This is a genomic window from Psychrobacter sp. Pi2-51, from assembly GCF_904846665.1.
GTDB lineage: Bacteria > Pseudomonadota > Gammaproteobacteria > Pseudomonadales > Moraxellaceae > Psychrobacter > Psychrobacter glaciei.
In genome coordinates this window covers 136,289-154,887 of the sequence record NZ_CAJHBP010000002.1, presented here as the reverse complement: position 1 = coordinate 154,887, position 18,599 = coordinate 136,289, and the positions used below count along the sequence as shown (strand labels likewise).

The following is an 18,599-nucleotide window of genomic DNA, read 5'->3' as shown; positions in this document are numbered from 1 at the left end:
AGTCAAAAATTAATAGACGCGAACTTTTGGCTCGATATAATCAACGGTCAATGGCACTTTGCGTACTGGCTTATAAACGATTTTATTGCCTTCAGAATACCACAAGGTATGCTTCATCCAGTCATGATCGTTACGACCGTTTGGTGCATAGTCATCATCTTCTGGACGGTCATAATCAGACACACTGTGCGCGCCGCGACTTTCATGACGCATCGCTGCTGATATCATTGTTGCTTTAGCCACTTCATATAGATTAGCCACTTCAAAAGCTTCGATACGGGCCGTGTTAAAGACTTGTGATTTATCAGCCAAATGAATCTGGTCGATTTTGTCGCCTAGCGCTAAGATTTTCTCAACGCCTTCGTCCATCATCGCTTGCGTACGGAATACACTGGCATGTGTCTGCATGGTCGAACGAATTTCGTCCGCAACGTCTTGAGCATTATAGCCTTCAGTCGATTGTTGCAGTTTGTTTAAACGCTTCACTGTAAAATCAAGGACACGTGGATCAAGTGGTTTATAGTTGTGATCGGCATGATGGAATTCATCAACGATATGCTTACCAGCAGCACGACCAAATACCAATAGATCAAGTAGTGAGTTTGTACCTAGACGGTTGGCACCGTGAACACTGACACAAGCACATTCGCCGATAGCGTAAAGACCTTTAACGACAGTGCCTTTCGTGTATAGACCTTCGTCATCCGTACCCGCTCCTAGATCAGGAGTGATGACTTGACCATGAATCGTGGTTGGAATACCGCCCATCATATAGTGAATGGTTGGGATAACTGGAATCGGCTCTTTAGTGATATCAACGTTGGCAAAGTTTTTACCAATCTCAAATACTGATGGCAAACGCTTCATGATGGTTTCAACACCTAGATGCGTCATATCCATAACGATATGGTCCGCATTAGGGCCACAACCACGGCCTTCTTTGATTTCTTGATCCATAGAACGTGATACTAAATCACGTGGTGCCAAGTCTTTCACAGTTGGCGCATAACGCTCCATGAATGCTTCACCATCTTTATTACGTAAGATAGCACCTTCACCACGACAACCTTCGGTCAATAGCACGCCTGCACCATGAACGCCCGTTGGGTGGAACTGCCAGAATTCCATGTCTTGTAATGGAATACCAGCACGGACCGCCATGCCAATACCGTCACCAGTATTGATATAAGCGTTGGTAGATGCGGCAAAGATACGGCCTGCACCACCTGTCGCTAGGACAGTAATCGGTGACTGGAATACAGCTACAGTACCAGTCTCTTGCTCAAGTGCGATGACGCCGTTGATGTTGCCGGCTTCATCTTTGATCAAGTCAAGGGCAATCCACTCGATAAAGAACTCAGTACCTTGCTCTAGGTTTTTTTGATATAGCGTGTGCAATAGTGCGTGACCTGTACGGTCAGCAGCGGCGCAAGCACGTTGTACCGCTTTTTCGCCATAGTTTGACGTATGACCACCAAACGGACGCTGATAAATCGTGCCATCTTCGTTACGGTCAAACGGCATGCCCATGTGTTCAAGCTCATAGACGACTTTTGGCGCTTCACGGCACATGTACTCAATAGCGTCTTGATCACCTAACCAATCTGACCCTTTAACGGTGTCATAAAAGTGAAAGTGCCAGTTATCATTGCTCATGTTACCCAAGCTTGCACCGATACCGCCTTGAGCAGCAACAGTATGCGAACGCGTTGGGAATACTTTGGTCAGGACTGCAACCTTCATGCCCGCTTCTGCCAAATGTAGTGAAGCACGCATACCTGAGCCACCACCACCAACGATAACTGCATCGTAGTTTAGGGTCTTAATATTACTAATGGTATTATCTTGTCTAGTTGCCATTACGGTTTTCCTAATGCCTGTTAATGCTTAGAAGTAAATAAAAAGGCTGTCTCAAAATCATCCTATTGCTGGACAAAACACTGTATTGTCTCGCCTCTACTTGAAATTATCAAAGTGGATGACGCTAACAACCTTTAGCCACCTAATTTGCATATCTATCTTTATATTGGGTTCGCTCACTGACTAAACCATAGCGCACCTATTATATAAGTGACTGACTAAGTCAGTAATATCCAACGCTATGATTGGCTATAGTTAAACGGCAACAACACCGAAACCAGTACCCCAAAAAATCATGATGCCCCAAAATAAAAACACTAAAATAGCAATAATCATCAATGACTGTAGGACTAAACGTAGACCTGCTGCGCTTGAGCCTAGTTTGCCAGTGGTAATGTAATCAGTGAACACTGTCCACATACCAACCCAAGCATGGCCAGCTAGTGCAAGTACCGCCACTAAGCTAAATAAGCGCATAGGCAGACTGGTCATGAATGATGACCATTCAAGATAAGTAACGTCGCCATGCGTCAAAAAGAAGCCCAGCAATACCACACTATAAACAGCTAAAACGACAGCGCTAATACGCTGGATAATCCAATCGCGTGAGCCTGAACCGGTCAGACCAGTCGCACTTTTGATTCCTGAATCATTTTTAATCATTAGAACATCACCCATACAAATGACGCGACAATTAGAATCGCTGCAATCACAAAACTAACCATAGACGCAGTGCGGCCAGATTTTAGTTCTTCATTCATGCCCATATCAGCAAATAAGTGCTTGATACCCATCACAAAGTGATAAGCAATCGCCGCAACGAATATCCATGCTAAAAAGCGCACAAGTACGTTGTCAAATACGGTCTCAAAACTCTCAGGCGACGCCAATGAGTTCTGTAGTAACCACAGCATGACAGGAATCAATAAAAATAGAATAATGCCAGAGATACGATGCAAGATTGAGGCGATCGCAATCGGTGAGCGATTAACGCTAATCACTTGGCTTAAAGGCAGATCAATAGGTCGGTTGCTTTTCACAGCGGGCATCCTTTTTGCGGTTATACTCCTGTATCTGCTAACAACCAATGCTTGATATAAATAGTATCAAGTTAGGTATTGAGCAACACACGAGACGAATAAAGTAAGGAAGAGCTAGCTGACTTCGTTTAGTTTGCGCTAAATATGAAGAAATGGTCGGATGGTAAACGGTGTAGCAGGACTCGTTAAATTGATAAGCTTTTTAATAGCGGCTCATCGACTAACCAACAAGTAAGCGCACTATTCGTTAGAGCGATTAACTATTCTATTTTTACTGATACTTTTCACATAGAAAAAGATCACTGTCTTCTCTACATCAATATGAACCATAAGCGGATTAATTAAAATAGGCTCATTACTTAAAAATAGGACAGTTAACAAGATCTATCAGACCATCACGTACAGCTCCGGTCTAAACAGTCACCGTCTAGTCGTCACTAAATATAGATAGAGTCAGCTTTAAACGACACTATATCATGACCACTTATCAATTCGCACAAAGCGAGTGCCAGTTAAGTAACGCTAATTATAAAATGACTGGGCGACAATTACAAATTTATCCCTAAACTAATGAAATAAGAAGGCTTATTTAACAAACAAGCGAATTTGTGCAATACTAAATCCCCCCTGACGACTCAGCTCAGCGGATTAGATGACCCATTCCGTTCGCCTACTACTCATACGCAGTCTGTTTTTAGCATAGATAGCCAAAATACGCTTTGCTCTATTTTGGTAAATCGATGCAGATATTATGCGCATAATAGAGTTTGCCTTAACGCTCTAAAAGGGCAGTTTTTAAGCAAAATAACCAAGCAGACATATTTTGATACAAAATTTACAGTAGATAGACACTATGAAACCACACCAGTTGGTGCCTTTGCTGCTAAAAGTTTTTTCAAATCATAGAGAATTGCTGCTAATATAGCCTGCATATTAAATACGTTAAAAACATTTTGACCGTTTTACTAGTAATGGCGCGAGGCTGTGCGTCGGTATATTTTTATTCTAACAAGTTACAACCAATGGAGAGGAATTTATGGCTGACACTCACGCCAAACTAACCGTAGATGGTAAAGAATACGAACTTCCAATTATTAAAGGTACTTTAGGGCGCCCAGTTATCGATGTTGCGGCTTTACAAGAGTCGGGCTTTTGGTCTTATGACCCTGGTTTTAAAGTAACCGCACCTGTTGAATCAAAAATTACTTTTATCGATGGCGGCAAAGGCGAGTTATTGCATCGCGGCTACCCTATCGATCAATTAGCAAATAACGCTGAATATTTAGAAGTGGCTTATGCGCTTGTTCATGGCGAATTGCCTAATGCCGAGCAAAAAGCAGATTTCTTTGAAAAGATCCGTAAGCACTCAGGCGTCCATGACCAATTGCGTAAGTTCTTTGAAGGCTTCCGTCGTGACGCGCATCCAATGGCTATTATGGTTGGTGTCGTTGGTGCTTTATCAGCCTTCTATCATGACAACCTAGACGTCAGTAACGAAGAGCATCGTGAAATCACGGCTATTCGTCTGATTGCTAAAATGCCAACGCTTGCTGCAATGAGTTACAAATACTCTCAGGGCGAACCGTTCATGTACCCGCGTAATGACTTTAACTACGCTGAAAACTTCTTATACATGATGTTTGCAACGCCTGCTGATGTAGATTATCAGAAAAACGATGTCATCACTCGTGCAATGGACAAAATCTTTACCTTGCATGCTGACCATGAGCAAAACGCTTCTACGTCAACGGTACGTTTAGCAGGCTCTACGGGTGCTAACCCTTATGCGTGTATCGCTGCTGGTATCGCAGCCCTTTGGGGACCATCACATGGCGGCGCGAACGAAGCCGTTCTTGAGATGCTAGATGAAATCGGTACTGTTGAGAACGTGCCTGAATTCATGGAAAAAGTAAAAAGCCGTGAAGTGAAGCTAATGGGCTTTGGTCACCGTGTCTACAAAAACTTCGATCCACGTGCGCAAGTAATGAAAGAGACTTGTGATGAGGTATTAGAAGCACTTGGTATCAATGATCCTAAGCTTGAATTGGCGATGGCGCTAGAAAAAATCGCACTAGAAGACCCGTTCTTCATCGAGCGTAACCTATATCCAAACGTTGATTTTTACTCTGGTATCATCTTGAAAGCTATCGGTATCCCAACGTCAATGTTTACCGTAATCTTTGCATTGGCTCGTACTTCTGGTTGGATCAGCCATTGGTTAGAGATGCACAGTGCACCATTCAAAATCGGTCGCCCACGTCAGTTATATACTGGTGAAACGCGCCGTGATTTTGTAAAGGTCGAAGATCGCAAGTAAGCTAAATAGTATTTGAGCAATAAAAAATCCCGCCATCGTGCGGGATTTTTTATTGCTTCGTCTTTTAGATCAGTATTATCGGTTTTACTGCAAATTACTGATAACTCAATCCTTATGTTCAGAACGACGTGGGGCGTTATTGGAATTCTTTTAGTGTCTGCTCATATTTAGCGATTTGTTCATCATATCCTTCGATGGTGTCATTAAACTTAGTCATCAATGTCTCAAACTCTTGTTGCTGATCAACCTTCATTTGTTGCATATCGATGACTTGCTGAGCTTCTATTTGCTCCCAGACTTGGTGTTGAATAATCAAGCGAGCCAGCGCTGGGCTTTTTGCACTGACCCTGCCAGCGATTTCTGCATGTTCGAATAACTGCGGTGTCAAAGTGGCTATATTAATTAAAGTATCGCTATCCTCTGCACTGAGCGGTGTCGTTACTGGTTGATAGAGCGCGTCCATCGCTTGTTGGTAGCTTTCTATCATTTGCTCTTCAGTCATCATCACAGGTTTACGCGGCTCAAGACTGATACGCTTAAGTACAGTCAAATCGCGCTCACCAACTTCAGTACTGGTATTCATCTCAGTATCCGTACTAACCGCACTATCAGTGGCCACTGGCACTGATGCTTGCTCAGATTCATTACTGTCGATGGCCTCTGCCCCTGACTTAAGACTATCAGTCACTGGGGCACTGGCCTGATTAGCGGTGGCCTGATTAGCAGTGTCCTGATTAGCAGTGTCCTGAGTTGCTCCTTCGAGCAATAAAGCATCGCCATCGGACGCATCAGCAGCTTGCAACGATTCGTACTCTGCTTGTAGCCGACGCTGCAACCCTTGTGCTTGAGCGACGTACAACGGCTGAAACTGTTTAATACGCGCAGCAGCTGAATCACTTTGCGGCATTGGTTGACTGTCTTCAGCACTCGTCTGTTCAGTGCTTTGACTTTCCTTTGGCTCAGGTTGCGTGTCTGCTTGCTGGCAACCACTCAATAGTAATATGCCGCTTAGCATTACCACAAGTACCGTTGAGGGATAACGTAGAGAGCTGGTGCTTTTGTCTGAGAAGCTTTTATTCATGTCGCTATCATGAACCTCATTATCCAGCATTTCTGGCAAAAATTTAAACATCAGAGTACATATCCTTTGTTAATGCAAAATAATAAAAGTTAGAATTATCACAGCAATCCATTGCTGGTTTATGTCGTTTTTTTAGTCGTACTTTTTACCTGTCGCATTATTCACTGCATGTACGCTCAGAAATGGAATACAAGCTTCTAGATCTTGACAGTCTTTGCCAAGTTGCCGACGTACGAAATAGTCTTGTACCATGCGTGCCTGTTGTTCGATACCATATGTAAAAAAGGATTTACCCGTCTCTAGCACATAATCATAACGGCGATTGATAATCGCACCGCGTACTACCTTTAATCCTTGTTGTAGCTGCCAAACGTGGGTTAGCTCGTGTATGAGCCAACTTTGCTTACCAATGGACGCATGGCTAAAATTTGCTATCCAATCTGCCGGATGAAAGTAAATATTACCATTAGGGCTGACCGCATAATTTTTGAGTACCCAGCGCGCGGTTTTAAGGTGAACATCATCGAGGGTGATACTGTTACCGAATACCGACTGAGCGAGCGCTATCTCACCAACAGTCAGCTTTCGTGATTGTTTTTTTGAAAATCTTGCTTGTAAAAACTGCTTGAGAGTCTGCTGATACATGGTTAATGAGTTACCTTACGCTAGTGAATCATGCTAAACCATTAAATAGGGGTGCAAACATTGAAACCCAAACATGGAAAAACAAGCATTTAAAAACAAATATCTAAGACATAAGCTGTACACTTAGCCGATTTTTCTTAACGTCAATCTAAGTTAGCCTAGCCGCTCAACTATAATAGTTATGAAGAGCAATGATTAAGGGCTGTTTGTATAAATTAGCTTATTTTTACCACTGATGTCTAATACTGATTATCAAATAGCTTTGTTTTTCTACAAAAAATAGCGACTGCCGAATATTTACTCTGTACAAAACAGCTTCATCAAGTCACTCTGTCATTGTAGTAAAGTCATAATTATCCGACCCTATAATAGAGAGTCCTATGCCGCCTAACTTTCATGCCGATACCCCACTCGCCCAGCGTATGCGCCCCACGACTCTTGATGCTATTATTGGTCAAGAACATTTATTAGCAAAGGGTGCGCCATTAAGACGCTTAGTGGAGCAAGGACATCTGCCGTCCATTATCTTGCATGGTGAAGCTGGCATTGGCAAAACCACCATTGCCATGCTGCTCGCTGATGCAGTTGGCAGGCCTTTTCATGCGCTATCCGCCTTGAATACTGGCGTTAAGCAATTGCGTGAAGTGCTAGATACCAAAGATTCTTTAAACTTTGAATCACCAGTGGTCTTTATCGACGAGATTCATCGTTTTAACAAAGCTCAGCAGGATGCACTACTGGGCGCTGTAGAGTCTGGTGATATTACGTTGATTGGTGCGACCACGGAAAATCCCTCCTTTAGTGTCAATAACGCCCTGCTATCACGTTGCCAAGTGTATCGTCTAGAACCTCTGACACCAGAGCAAATTAGCGCGGTCTTGCAACGGGCCATGCAAGAAGATAACATTCTGCAAAATCTGACAATCGACCTACAAGCGCAAAATACGATCAGTCAATTGGCGCATGGTGATGCCAGAAAGGCGCTGAATGTATTGGAGCTAGCGATTCAAACGGCTGATGCTAAACAGTCGCCGGTTATCATTGATGACGAACTGGTTAGCCGAGTGGCGCAAACCGCTTTGGTGCGTTACGACAAAGATGGCGAGCAGCATTACGATATTATATCGGCAATGATAAAATCTGTCCGTGGCTCCGATCCTGATGCAGCTTTGTATTGGATGGCGCGGATGCTGGTTGGCGGCGAGCCTGCTGACTTTATTGCACGCCGTTTGGTGATTTTGGCCAGTGAAGACATTGGTAATGCCAACCCGAATGCCCTACTCCTTGCTGATGCAGCGTTACGTAGTGTGCAGTCGATTGGTATGCCTGAGGCACGTCTAATTTTAGGGCAAGTGGTGGTTTATCTAGCAACCAGTGCCAAAAGTAATAGCACGTATAAAGCGATCAATGCTGCGATGGCGTTGGCAGAAAAGGATGCCTCCCCTGTCCCGCTACACTTGCGTAATGGCGTGACCAAATTAATGCGCAATCAAGGCTATGGTCAAGATTATATCTACCCGCACGATTATCCCAACCATTATTATCCGCAGTCATATTTGCCAGACAATTTAATTGGCACACGCTTTTATGAGTTTGCAGACAATCAACGAGAGCAGCACAGCAAGCAATTTATGGATTGGCTAAAAACCCAAGCAGCAAGTAATGACTAACCATGCATAACACGGCTCAGTTCATTATCCAATGTGTGCTTTAATGCATAAATGGTAGCGCTCATTGATAATACTTATGACGATTTTTGACATACTGAACGATATAGTGGGAAGATGACACAGCACGTTGCGATGAAAAGCGTTAAAATGACCTCATAATGAACGATACAAGCTATTAAGTGCGTCACTTTTTATTGAATGACATTACTGATAGCGCGCTTTGCTTGACCGTAATAGCGCTTTGCTTGACCGTAACAGCGCTTTGTATTATCTACTGCTCTAATAGGCAGATAATGCTCTATATTCCAAATCACACCTATCTATAAATAATAAGACATTGAGATTTACTATGAGTTTAAATACGATTCCTGAGATTATCGAAGACATTCGTGCTGGTAAAATGGTCGTCTTGATGGATGATGAAGACCGCGAAAACGAAGGTGATATCATCATGGCAGCGACCCATGTGCGCCCTGAAGATATCAACTTTATGATTACCCATGCGCGCGGCTTAGTCTGTTTGACCATCTCTCAAGCACGTGCACATCAGCTGTCTTTACCACTGATGTCTGAACGCAACGAAGCCAAATTTAGTACCAACTTTACCGTATCAATTGAAGCAGCTGAAGGCGTTACGACTGGTATCTCTGCTGCCGATCGCGCCCGTACGATTCAAGCAGCGGTTTCTGCTACTGCTAAAGCTGAAGATATTGTACAGCCTGGCCATATCTTTCCTATCATCGCACAAGATGGTGGCGTATTGCATCGCGCTGGTCACACAGAAGCCGGTTGTGACTTATCACGCTTAGCCGGTCTTGAGCCAGCATCTGTGCTCGTCGAAATCATCAATGCTGATGGTACGATGGCACGCCGCGATGATCTAGAAATATTTGCCAAAGAGCATGATCTAAAAATAGGTACGATAGCTGATCTTATCAACTATCGTATTGCGAATGAGCAAACAGTAGAAGAAGTAGAATCACATCCTTTTGAAACTGAACATGGTACGTTCACCTTGCATCGCTTCCGTGAATTTGGTGCTGATGAGACCCATTTAGCATTAGTCAAAGGCGATGTCAGCGAAGGCGTCAGTACGGTACGTGTTCATGGCTTCCATCCATTACGTGATTTGTTTGCGGCTAAAAATGACATGACTGGCCGTAGTGGCTGGAGCGTACAAGCGGCACTAAAAGAAATTAGCGCCTCAGATCGCGGTGTATTGGTTTGGATTGGTAGTAACCAGCCGGTTGATTTAGGGGATGCGTTAGACAAAGCTGCAGACAATGAATCGCAATCAACGCTTACTCAACAGCCGTATCGTAGCGTTGGTGTTGGCGCACAGATATTACGTCATTTAGGTGTCCGTGATATGCGCCTATTGTCATCACCAATGAAGTTTTATGCATTATCAGGCTTTGATCTGAACGTGGTTGATTTTGTGCATGCGCCGCAGCAAGACTAAAACCTGTTTGCGTTATTGAGTCGAAAAATCAAGCTTAAAAAAGGCACGCTAGCGTAATGTTAGCGTGCCTTTTTATATTTATGAGGTGTTAATTTTTAAAATTTAGGCGTGTGACCAAACTCTGCCTCTAATGCGAGCAGTCGTTCACGCTCCTCGATTGTCCAAGGCAGTTTATTCTTGCCACCACTGTCTAAGCGCACCACGACTGCTTCAGCCGTCGCAACGATAGCCAATTGCGCCGTACTATAGTAACGATACTCTATGGTTATACTCGTATTACCCAAACGTTGACAACGAACGCCTAATAATAAAGTATCCGGATAGGTCACGGGACGCAAATACTGGCAACTGGATTGTGCTAATACGGTGACCATACTGCCGTCAAACATCCCTAACGTCTGCAAATACGCAATACGCGCTGACTCAGCATAACGGTAATAGACGACGTTGTTTAAGTGGTTAAATGCATCCATCTCGCCCCAGTGAATCGGCTGATGATGAATAACAGGATAATGCGCCAATTCGTCAGGACGACTATCGTTTAGTACCTCAGTGGCAAGACCGACTGTTCTATTTGGCTGATCCATGTTTTAACCTTATCTTTCAATATTGATATAGACGATTGTCTTAAATAATATTCATTTATTGACGTCATCTTTCATTAACGTTGCGGTTTGTCTAAAATTTGCGTGGTCAACAGTGGCGTTGGTTTTGGTGCATTGGCAATCAGTCTATCTAACCAATCGAGTACTTCTGGAATATCGCTTGGCGCTTTCATGGTTTCTAAGTTCTTGGCCAGATCGTTTGTACTTTCAGCAGCGCTCGTCGCACTTTTTTCTGCTTGCGCAGGTTGTTTGCTAGCAGTCATAGAAGACTGTGGCACTAAGGTTTTTAGTTGTTTACGAGCTTGCGTCAGATAGCTGACAAGCTGATCTTGTTCACGCATATTGCTAGCTTGGTTCGCTAAATTCAATGTCATGATAACTTCGTGAATGGTTAATTGGCGGCGTGTCAAAGCAAGGTTATTATTGCTTACTGCTCTACTTTGCTGAGTGCTTTCATTGCCATTATTATTGCTAGTGCCATTACTATTGCTGTTCGCGGCACGCTCATGACTGTGCAAAAAATCTTGAATATTTTGAATCGCTAGATTTTGGATTTGCCACGGGCTTGGTTGTGCACTTTGTGCTTGCAAGCGTTCGATATCTTTGAGCAAGCTTTGCTTAATGACCACGGTCAACGCTGGGGCAATCTCATTGCTGCTTTGTGCCAATTGCCAATGCAGACCACGTAGTAAGTCTATCGCTGCGCTATCGTTATTGTCGGCCAATAATCTATTGGCTGCCTGTATTTGAATACGCAATAAATCCAGCTGATTTTGAGCTTGGTTATTGGTCGCTACGCTCGGCTCTGGTAAGGTCTGCTGACTCATGGCAAATATGCGATCATCCATCTCATTTAGACGGCTGACCACCTGCTCGTTGCTTTGCAGACGCTCATTGACGCTATGTTGAAAACGTTGATGGCTAATATATAAGAATAATAATGCCGCGATAAGTAGCAAAATCACCAACCATTGTAGACGCAACAACAAGGTGTTTGCTTGCCGACGCTGCTGGATAGCAGAAGGTTCCTTAGATAATGATTCAGAATTTATTGACATAAGACAGTACCGTTATGGGTAGGGTTAAACCTATTTAAAGCGAACAAAAAAAGCGTATCACGCTTTAAGTGTTGTCTGGTTATTAAGAAATCGTTTTTTCTATAGGACTTTAGCGCTAATGGCTGCCAGAATGGTTTCCGGCGCCAAATCTTCCACACGCCAATAGCTCAATTGCTGTTCTGCGACCATGTTTGCCAAGCGTTCGCCCAATACGATATAAGTAAAGTCTGATAATTTAAGCGCTGCGTTGTCGATCTTGCTTTGATTTGCAATTGCTTCTAAATTCGTCGCTTCTGAAGCCTTTATTACTGTTGCTTCAACAATACTTGCCCAATGCTCAAAGGCAGTACCACTACTGATCACGACGACGGGCTTTATTCTGTCTGCTGATGCTATGGTTTTTGATGCGTTTTGTGCCTGAAAATCTTGTAGCCATTGCTCATATTGACTCTGCGCCTCGTCAGGCATGATGCGCTCATACCAAGCAATACTATCGATATGTACACCGCGCGCCTGTAAGGTATCGACCAGCAGACGACGTCCGCCAAGCCCGCGCCATATCAATAGTTTATCGCCCGCTTGTAGACTTTCAATCTCAGGCATCGCTAGCATACCTTCGTTATTGGCAATGGTAGGCTGAAGCACGTGATAACTTGCCACCGGTCGCTTAGCATCATTGAGGACAGCAGCAGTTGCCTCACCAACCGCAATCAAATGACTTGGCGTCTCTAACGCCGCCAATGCGGACTCTGCCAGCTCAGTAGTGTTGTTTTGTTTGTAACGATCAACCTCAAGCGCTTGCCACATGGCTAACCCTGAGGCCGCAGCGGTCGGACTGACAATAACCAGTGCTTGATAGTCACCAGCCAGCCATTGCCGCATCATTTTTCTGTCTTCATCGGTCGCTGCACGTGCTTGCAATGCCAACATCGGCATCTCAATGACCGACAGCCCTGCCGCTTGTAGACACTGCGTCAGTGGCGCTGCTCGCTCTATCGGCCGCGTATTGATGACTACTTGCGGCAGCGCTGATGATTGCTCAGTTGAGTGAGGCGAATCCGTGAACTGTGATGTTGAACAAGGCATAAACCGACCATGAAACAATGCTTATGAAATTAAAGTGAGCGTAATCAGAGTCAGTATAAGTAATTACCACTCTATGATTAAGCTACTCACCATACAGAAATACTATTCTTAGATGCCATTTTCTTAGATATTATTTATTCTAATATTATCTACTCAAATATTATTCAGGATGATAAATCGCTGATAAGATAGCACCAGCACCATCGGCAAGTAGGAGCTTGGCAACATCAATACCAAGTTGATTGGCCTGTATTTCTTGCTCTTCTTGCGTACCGACTAATGTGACACGCTTGTCCGCTTTTAGTAGTTCACTACCATCGGCCTGACCCACACGACCACGGAGCCACAACACATTGCCATTATCATTGTTGCCATTATTACCATTGTCATCGTTGTTGGCAGCTGTTTCATCAGCCATTTGTAGAACGGCATAAGCCGCAATCGGCACTTGGCAACCACCTTCTAAATGACGGTTTAGCGCGCGCTCAGCGATAAGGCGAATACGAGCCTTATCATCATTGAGCGGTGCAAGCAATTTTATCACCTCATCATTACCTTCACGGCATTCAATTGCCAGAGCACCCTGCCCAACCGCAGGCAAGCAAGCATCAATATCAAGCTCGCCGCGGATGCGCTCATCAAGCTCAATACGCTGTAAACCACTGGTCGCTAGAATAATCGCATCGTACTCGCCAGCATCCAGCTTACCCAAACGGGTACCAACGTTACCGCGCAAGGTTTTGATTTGTAGATCGGGGCGATAGGCTTTGATTTGACACTGACGACGCAAGCTTGACGTGCCAACCACCGCACCTTGTGGCAACTCATCAATACTATTATAAGTATTGGAAACAAAAGCATCCGTTGGTGAAGCGCGTTTGCAATAAACACCCAGCATCAAGCCTTCCGGCAACTGCATGGGCACGTCTTTTAATGAGTGCACGGCGATATCTGCTTGGTTCTCATACAGCGCTTGCTCAAGCTCTTTGACAAACAAACCTTTACCGCCGATTTTGGCCAATGGCGTGTCCAAAATTTTGTCACCTTTAGTGACAATTTTTAGCAGATTAATGGTCAAGTCAGGATACATCTCTAGCAGGCGATCACGAATATGTTCAGCTTGCCATAGCGCCAACGGACTCTGGCGTGTGGCGATATTTAAAGTGGTCAAAGCAGGTTGCTGCGGATTGCTCATAAAGGGCCTCAATAAGTTCGATACGACAGTGCAATGTTCATGCGATGTCAATGCGAAACAGTCATGCAAATTTACCTTATAAAATGGCGATAAAGACCATTTACCATGACTGCCGACGCAAAAAAATACCCCTATTTAAGCATAAATAAGGGTTTGATGATATGGGATGATTATTTCGCTATGACAATGGTGTGTTACATACTCTGAATTTTTTCACGTAACGCTGGCAGGTGACGGCGGCTAACCGCTAGCGTCTCATCAATACCTTTAAACCGTATCTGATACTGTCCCGCATCTAAGGTCTCTAAAAAGTCCAAAAAGCTGAGATTAATAATAGCATTACGGTGTACCCGAAAGAGGCGGTCTTCAAACTCCTGCTCCAATTCTTTTAGGGTCTCATCAATGAGGACAATACCGTCTTTATGGCGAACTTTGACGTACTTTTGATCAGCCGTAAAGTAGTAAATGTCTTTGAGCTTAATCAGCTCAACACCGCGGTGGGTACGTGCCGCAATATGTTCACGGACGGGACGTGCCATTGGATCTTCGAGCTTACGAATCTCATTTAACTGCGCTGCGTTTAGATTTTTCGCTTTAGCAAGTGCCTCTAGCAGTTCATCTTTATTGGCTGGTTTTAATAAATAGCCAATTGCATTGGCTTTTAGCGCGGCAATCGCATAATGATCGTAGGCAGTGACAAAAATAATCGCTGGCGGATGCTCAAGCTTAGCAAGCTCTTGCGCACAGCGAACTCCATCCATTTCAGGCATGCGAATATCTAATAAAATGATGTCCGGTTGTTGAGTTTTCACTGCCACGATGGCTTCTGCGCCTGTCGTTGCTTGCGCAACCACTTGATGACCTGACTCCTGCACAATCCTAACCAAACGCTCACGTGCTAACGGCTCATCATCACAAACTACAATCCGCATGGAAACTCCTTTCTTACGGCGTACCTAGTATATTTCTTTAATCGTATCAGTAACATAATAACATTTATCCTTAAGCTGTTATCGCCATCCTTTAAAACTAATAACGAAAATAATAATAGTATAAATGCTGCAATAAATATGCCACGGTCAGTTACTAAAGAGAATATAACCAGATAAAAATCATAGACTGACGTCTTGAAGAGGGTAATCTATGACAGTAACGATTTGCTTACTAGTGACGGTACTTTGAATATCGGCACTTTGGCCAAAGTAGGCGCGTAAACGTTCGGCCTGAATATAAAAATTCATGTGCTGACGCAAATCGTAGTGAACCATTAAGGTTTTTTTGGGCAGTTGCACACTGATGGTAATCGTCACGCGATGCTGTTGCCACGTTACTTCAATATCGATATAAATGGTTTCGGTGGTCATTTCAACCACATTGAGTAGCATTTTTTCAATCACGCTTTGGAGCATCAAAGCAGTGATGACCATGTCATACATGACATCCTCGTCAGGTAGCCGCCAATTGATAATGAGCTTGTCCGCCAAACGAATAGATTCAATGGCAAGATAATGCTCGCAAAGCGCGATTTCTTCTTCAAAACTAATCTCGCGAGCACCTTCAAAACTGGCACGAAATAACGCGGAAACGTGTTGCAATAAGGAGGCTGCTCGAGAGGGATTGGACTCAATAAGGGATACTAAAGTATTAATGGTATTAAAGAAGAAATGCGGGGCAAGGCGTGCTTTAATCACATCGTTTTGTGCAGTCAATTTATACTCAAACGATTTTTTGAGCGCACTAACCTCACGATAGCGACGTAAAAAATACAGTAGAAACACCAAGGTAAAGCCGCCGCCAATGATGGTATCAAACAGGACATTGATAATAAAAGCTTGCAGATCGTATTCAAGCCAGCCCACATTGATCATAATAAGCATGACTAATGTCATTGATATTGCAGAAGCTAGCATGAGTAGCGCAAGAATATAAATGCTGACTTTAACGATGCTCATGCGTGTAAAGACAGGGCGTAAATAATCTACTAGGTATAATGATGGGATGATACTTACTGTGTTTTGTAAAAATCGGCTCATGAATTTAATCACAAATTCTGACCAAGTTGCCAAGTCATGACGATCAATCACCGTCACGAACAGCGACCAAAAAAAGATGTAAAGCAGCCACTGCCAAGGTCTCATGATGTCCATGAGCTTGGGAATAAAAAACTCTAAGCGCGCAGCTAGTAAGGCAACCTCATCATTTGCTATACTTGGGCTCTTATTCTCTTGATTTGTCTTAGACCGATATGAACGCCAATTCTTCACACCCTAGTAATCCTGATTCAAATAAAAATTCATCTGTCGCTGATTTTAGCACAGATGCTTCTATAACAAACGCTGCGGTACAAAACAGCCCGACCAGCAGTCAAGGTCAGCAGATGTGGGGCGGGCGCTTTAGTGAAGCAACCGATAGCTTCGTCGCTGCCTTTACCGCCTCCGTAGGCTTCGATCAACGCTTCGCGCGGCACGATATTCAAGGCTCGATTGCACACGCAACCATGCTCAAAGAATGCGATATCTTAAGTGCTGATGATGTTGCCACTATTATTGACGGTCTACAACAAGTGCTGAAAGAGATCGAAGCTGGTGAATTTAACTGGTCGATTGCGCTTGAAGACGTGCATATGAACGTTGAATCACGCCTGACAGATATCGTCGGTGCGGTGGGCAAAAAGCTACACACTGGTCGTAGCCGTAATGATCAGGTCGCCACCGATATCCGTTTATGGCTGCGCGAAGAGACTGATAATATCATCGCACTATTGGTACGGTTGCAAAGTGGTTTGCTTGATTTGGCTGAGCAGCATACTGATACCATCATGCCTGGTTTCACCCATTTGCAAACCGCGCAGCCAGTCAGCTTTGGTCATCACGTGATGGCATGGTTTGAGATGTTATACCGTGATACTGAACGCCTCGTTGACGCGCGTCGCCGTATCAATCAGATGCCGCTTGGTAGTGCCGCGCTTGCTGGCACGACGTTCCCAATCGATCGTACGATTACCGCTGAACTGTTGGGCTTTGAAGGCATTTGCCAAAACTCGCTTGATGCTGTCTCAGATCGCGACTTCGCTATTGAATTCACATCAGCTGCTTCTATCTTGATGATGCACATGTCACGCATGAGCGAAGAGATTATCCTATGGATGTCAGCGCAGTTTAACTTTGTGCAGATACCAGATCGCTTCTGTACCGGCTCATCTATCATGCCGCAAAAGAAAAACCCTGATGTGCCTGAATTGGTACGCGGTAAAGCAGCCCGTGTCTTTGGTCAACTCATGACCTTGCTCAGCCTAATGAAGAGCCAACCCCTCGCCTACAATAAAGACAACCAAGAAGACAAAGAGCCGCTCTTTGATTGCGTCGATACGCTTACCGGCTGTTTATTGGCCTTTGGTGACATGTTACCAAACATCACTCCAAATAAAGAAAGCATGCGCGCCGCTACCATGAAAGGCTATGCGACAGCGACTGATTTGGCGGACTATTTAGTGCGTAACGGTGTCGCTTTCCGTGATGCCCATGAAGTGGTTGGTCATGCCGTCGCTTTAGGTATCAAAGAAGGCGTTGATTTGAGTGATTTATCCTTGGCACAGCTACAGCAGTTTAGCGATGCTATTGGTGACGATGTCTTTGAGTATCTGACACTAGAAGGCTCATTGGCAGCTCGTGATCATTTAGGTGGCACAGCGCCCAATCAAGTGAAGCAAGCCGTCGTTAATGGTCGCGCACGCTTAAAAGTATTTGCGTAAAACCTTTAATAAAACTAGCATCTATTAATAAAAACCCCGCTCTCTAGGCGGGTTTTTTATTAGCGTTAAAAACAAATGGATGGTTACCTTCTATACACCTGATAGGCTTGGCTAAATCTACTAAGACCGTTATCATAGGTGGATACTAGGGTCTGTTGAACATTCAAATGTGGCACTGGCAGTGGCTATTTTTTAGACAATACGCAGTGAAATTTTTGACGCCTAGTCGTTCTAGGGTAGACAATTTCGCCATGTATTGGCAAAAAATAGCCCTGCCCTGAAAGGCTGATGTTAAAATCACCCCAAACGTTGTTGTAAACCTAGCTAAGGTCTCGACATTATCGTCAGTTTACGCCTAGTTTGATGCGATTTTAGCGATCAGCAGTCCTAATATTTGAATGTTCAACAGACCCTAATATTCGATTTAATAATACAATAAGGACTGCCTCATGACTGAGAGTTTTAATCCACAAGCCAATACGGTATTTTGCCGCAAATATCAGCAAGAATTGCCAAAGATGCCACATCCTCCTTTTCCTAATAAAAAAGGTCAAGAGCTGCAAGAAACGGTCTCTGACAAAGCATGGAAAGAATGGATTGAGCACCAAACCATGCTGATTAACGAAAATCATCTAAGCATGATGGATCCTAAAGCCAAGCAGTTTTTAACCGAGCAACGTGATAAGTTTTTAGACAATGAAGATTATGAGCGCGCGCAAGGTTGGACGCCAGAAAGCTAATTATTTGTGATTTTCTGCTATAAAAAAACGCGCTATATAAATAATATAGCGCGTTTTTTATTTATAGATTATAGTCAGTTGAAAATAAA

The 18,599-nt window shown here is 43.9% G+C and carries 16 protein-coding genes; 5 read left to right on the top strand and 11 right to left on the bottom strand.

All coding sequences use genetic code 11. The annotated features are described in order from the left end of the window. Positions 1-9: 9 nt before the first annotated feature. The 3 genes from sdhA to sdhC form a co-directional block, all read right to left on the bottom strand. Positions 10-1,860, bottom strand: a complete 1,851-nt coding sequence (gene sdhA, locus JMY08_RS01830) for a succinate dehydrogenase flavoprotein subunit (RefSeq protein WP_201589350.1) — start codon at positions 1,858-1,860, stop codon at positions 10-12. Between the two features lie 255 nt (positions 1,861-2,115). Continuing rightward, positions 2,116-2,502 (bottom strand): succinate dehydrogenase, hydrophobic membrane anchor protein, encoded by a 387-nt coding sequence (gene sdhD, locus JMY08_RS01825; RefSeq protein WP_227500963.1) that lies wholly within the window; start codon positions 2,500-2,502, stop codon positions 2,116-2,118. 20 nt (positions 2,503-2,522) lie between these two features. After that, positions 2,523-2,909, bottom strand: a complete 387-nt coding sequence (sdhC, locus tag JMY08_RS01820) for a succinate dehydrogenase, cytochrome b556 subunit (RefSeq protein ID WP_010200793.1) — start codon at positions 2,907-2,909, stop codon at positions 2,523-2,525. A 1,027-nt stretch (positions 2,910-3,936) separates the two neighbouring features. On the opposite strand from sdhC, the gene gltA reads away from it, so the two are divergent. After that, complete coding sequence (gene gltA, locus JMY08_RS01815) at positions 3,937-5,217, top strand: citrate synthase (RefSeq protein WP_010200792.1); 1,281 nt, start codon at positions 3,937-3,939, stop codon at positions 5,215-5,217. Positions 5,218-5,353: 136 nt separating this feature from the next. On the opposite strand, the gene JMY08_RS01810 is transcribed toward gltA, so the two are convergent. Together JMY08_RS01810 and JMY08_RS01805 are read right to left on the bottom strand one after the other, a co-directional pair. Beyond that, positions 5,354-6,349: a hypothetical protein gene (locus JMY08_RS01810; protein WP_201589347.1), complete on the bottom strand. Its 996-nt coding sequence runs from the start codon at positions 6,347-6,349 to the stop codon at positions 5,354-5,356. Between the two features lie 81 nt (positions 6,350-6,430). Beyond that, entirely contained in the window at positions 6,431-6,943 is a 513-nt protein-coding gene (locus tag JMY08_RS01805; protein ID WP_201589344.1) for a type IV secretion protein Rhs, read from the bottom strand. 380 nt (positions 6,944-7,323) lie between these two features. Here JMY08_RS01805 and JMY08_RS01800 point away from each other — a divergent pair, with 380 nt between their 5' ends. Both JMY08_RS01800 and ribBA read left to right on the top strand, forming a co-directional pair. Then, the gene (locus tag JMY08_RS01800) at positions 7,324-8,613 is read left to right on the top strand and encodes a replication-associated recombination protein A (protein ID WP_201589341.1); all 1,290 of its coding nucleotides are present in this window, start codon (positions 7,324-7,326) and stop codon (positions 8,611-8,613) included. Between the two features lie 349 nt (positions 8,614-8,962). Beyond that, entirely contained in the window at positions 8,963-10,075 is a 1,113-nt protein-coding gene (gene ribBA / locus JMY08_RS01795) for a bifunctional 3,4-dihydroxy-2-butanone-4-phosphate synthase/GTP cyclohydrolase II (protein ID WP_189583552.1), read from the top strand. 95 nt (positions 10,076-10,170) lie between these two features. Here the strand turns inward: ribBA and JMY08_RS01790 are convergent, their stop codons facing one another. The 6 genes from JMY08_RS01790 to JMY08_RS01765 all read right to left on the bottom strand — a co-directional run bounded on the left by JMY08_RS01790 (position 10,171) and on the right by JMY08_RS01765 (position 16,283). Continuing rightward, positions 10,171-10,662: an acyl-CoA thioesterase gene (locus JMY08_RS01790; protein ID WP_201589338.1), complete on the bottom strand. Its 492-nt coding sequence runs from the start codon at positions 10,660-10,662 to the stop codon at positions 10,171-10,173. 74 nt (positions 10,663-10,736) lie between these two features. After that, positions 10,737-11,738: a hypothetical protein gene (locus JMY08_RS01785; RefSeq protein ID WP_189583557.1), complete on the bottom strand. Its 1,002-nt coding sequence runs from the start codon at positions 11,736-11,738 to the stop codon at positions 10,737-10,739. A gap of 99 nt (positions 11,739-11,837) precedes the next feature. After that, on the bottom strand, positions 11,838-12,824 hold the full coding sequence (locus tag JMY08_RS01780; RefSeq protein WP_201589335.1) for a uroporphyrinogen-III synthase: 987 nt from the start codon (positions 12,822-12,824) through the stop codon (positions 11,838-11,840). 160 nt (positions 12,825-12,984) lie between these two features. Then, entirely contained in the window at positions 12,985-14,019 is a 1,035-nt protein-coding gene (gene hemC / locus JMY08_RS01775) for a hydroxymethylbilane synthase (protein ID WP_201589332.1), read from the bottom strand. 194 nt (positions 14,020-14,213) lie between these two features. Next, positions 14,214-14,951: a LytR/AlgR family response regulator transcription factor gene (locus tag JMY08_RS01770; RefSeq protein ID WP_189583566.1), complete on the bottom strand. Its 738-nt coding sequence runs from the start codon at positions 14,949-14,951 to the stop codon at positions 14,214-14,216. A gap of 180 nt (positions 14,952-15,131) precedes the next feature. Beyond that, positions 15,132-16,283, bottom strand: coding sequence for a histidine kinase (locus JMY08_RS01765; RefSeq protein ID WP_201589315.1), 1,152 nt, complete (start codon positions 16,281-16,283; stop codon positions 15,132-15,134). Between the two features lie 113 nt (positions 16,284-16,396). Here JMY08_RS01765 and argH point away from each other — a divergent pair, with 113 nt between their 5' ends. Continuing rightward, positions 16,397-17,770 (top strand): argininosuccinate lyase, encoded by a 1,374-nt coding sequence (gene argH, locus JMY08_RS01760; protein WP_201589680.1) that lies wholly within the window; start codon positions 16,397-16,399, stop codon positions 17,768-17,770. A gap of 449 nt (positions 17,771-18,219) precedes the next feature. Next, positions 18,220-18,510: an oxidative damage protection protein gene (locus JMY08_RS01755; protein WP_010200774.1), complete on the top strand. Its 291-nt coding sequence runs from the start codon at positions 18,220-18,222 to the stop codon at positions 18,508-18,510. Positions 18,511-18,599: the final 89 nt, after the last annotated feature.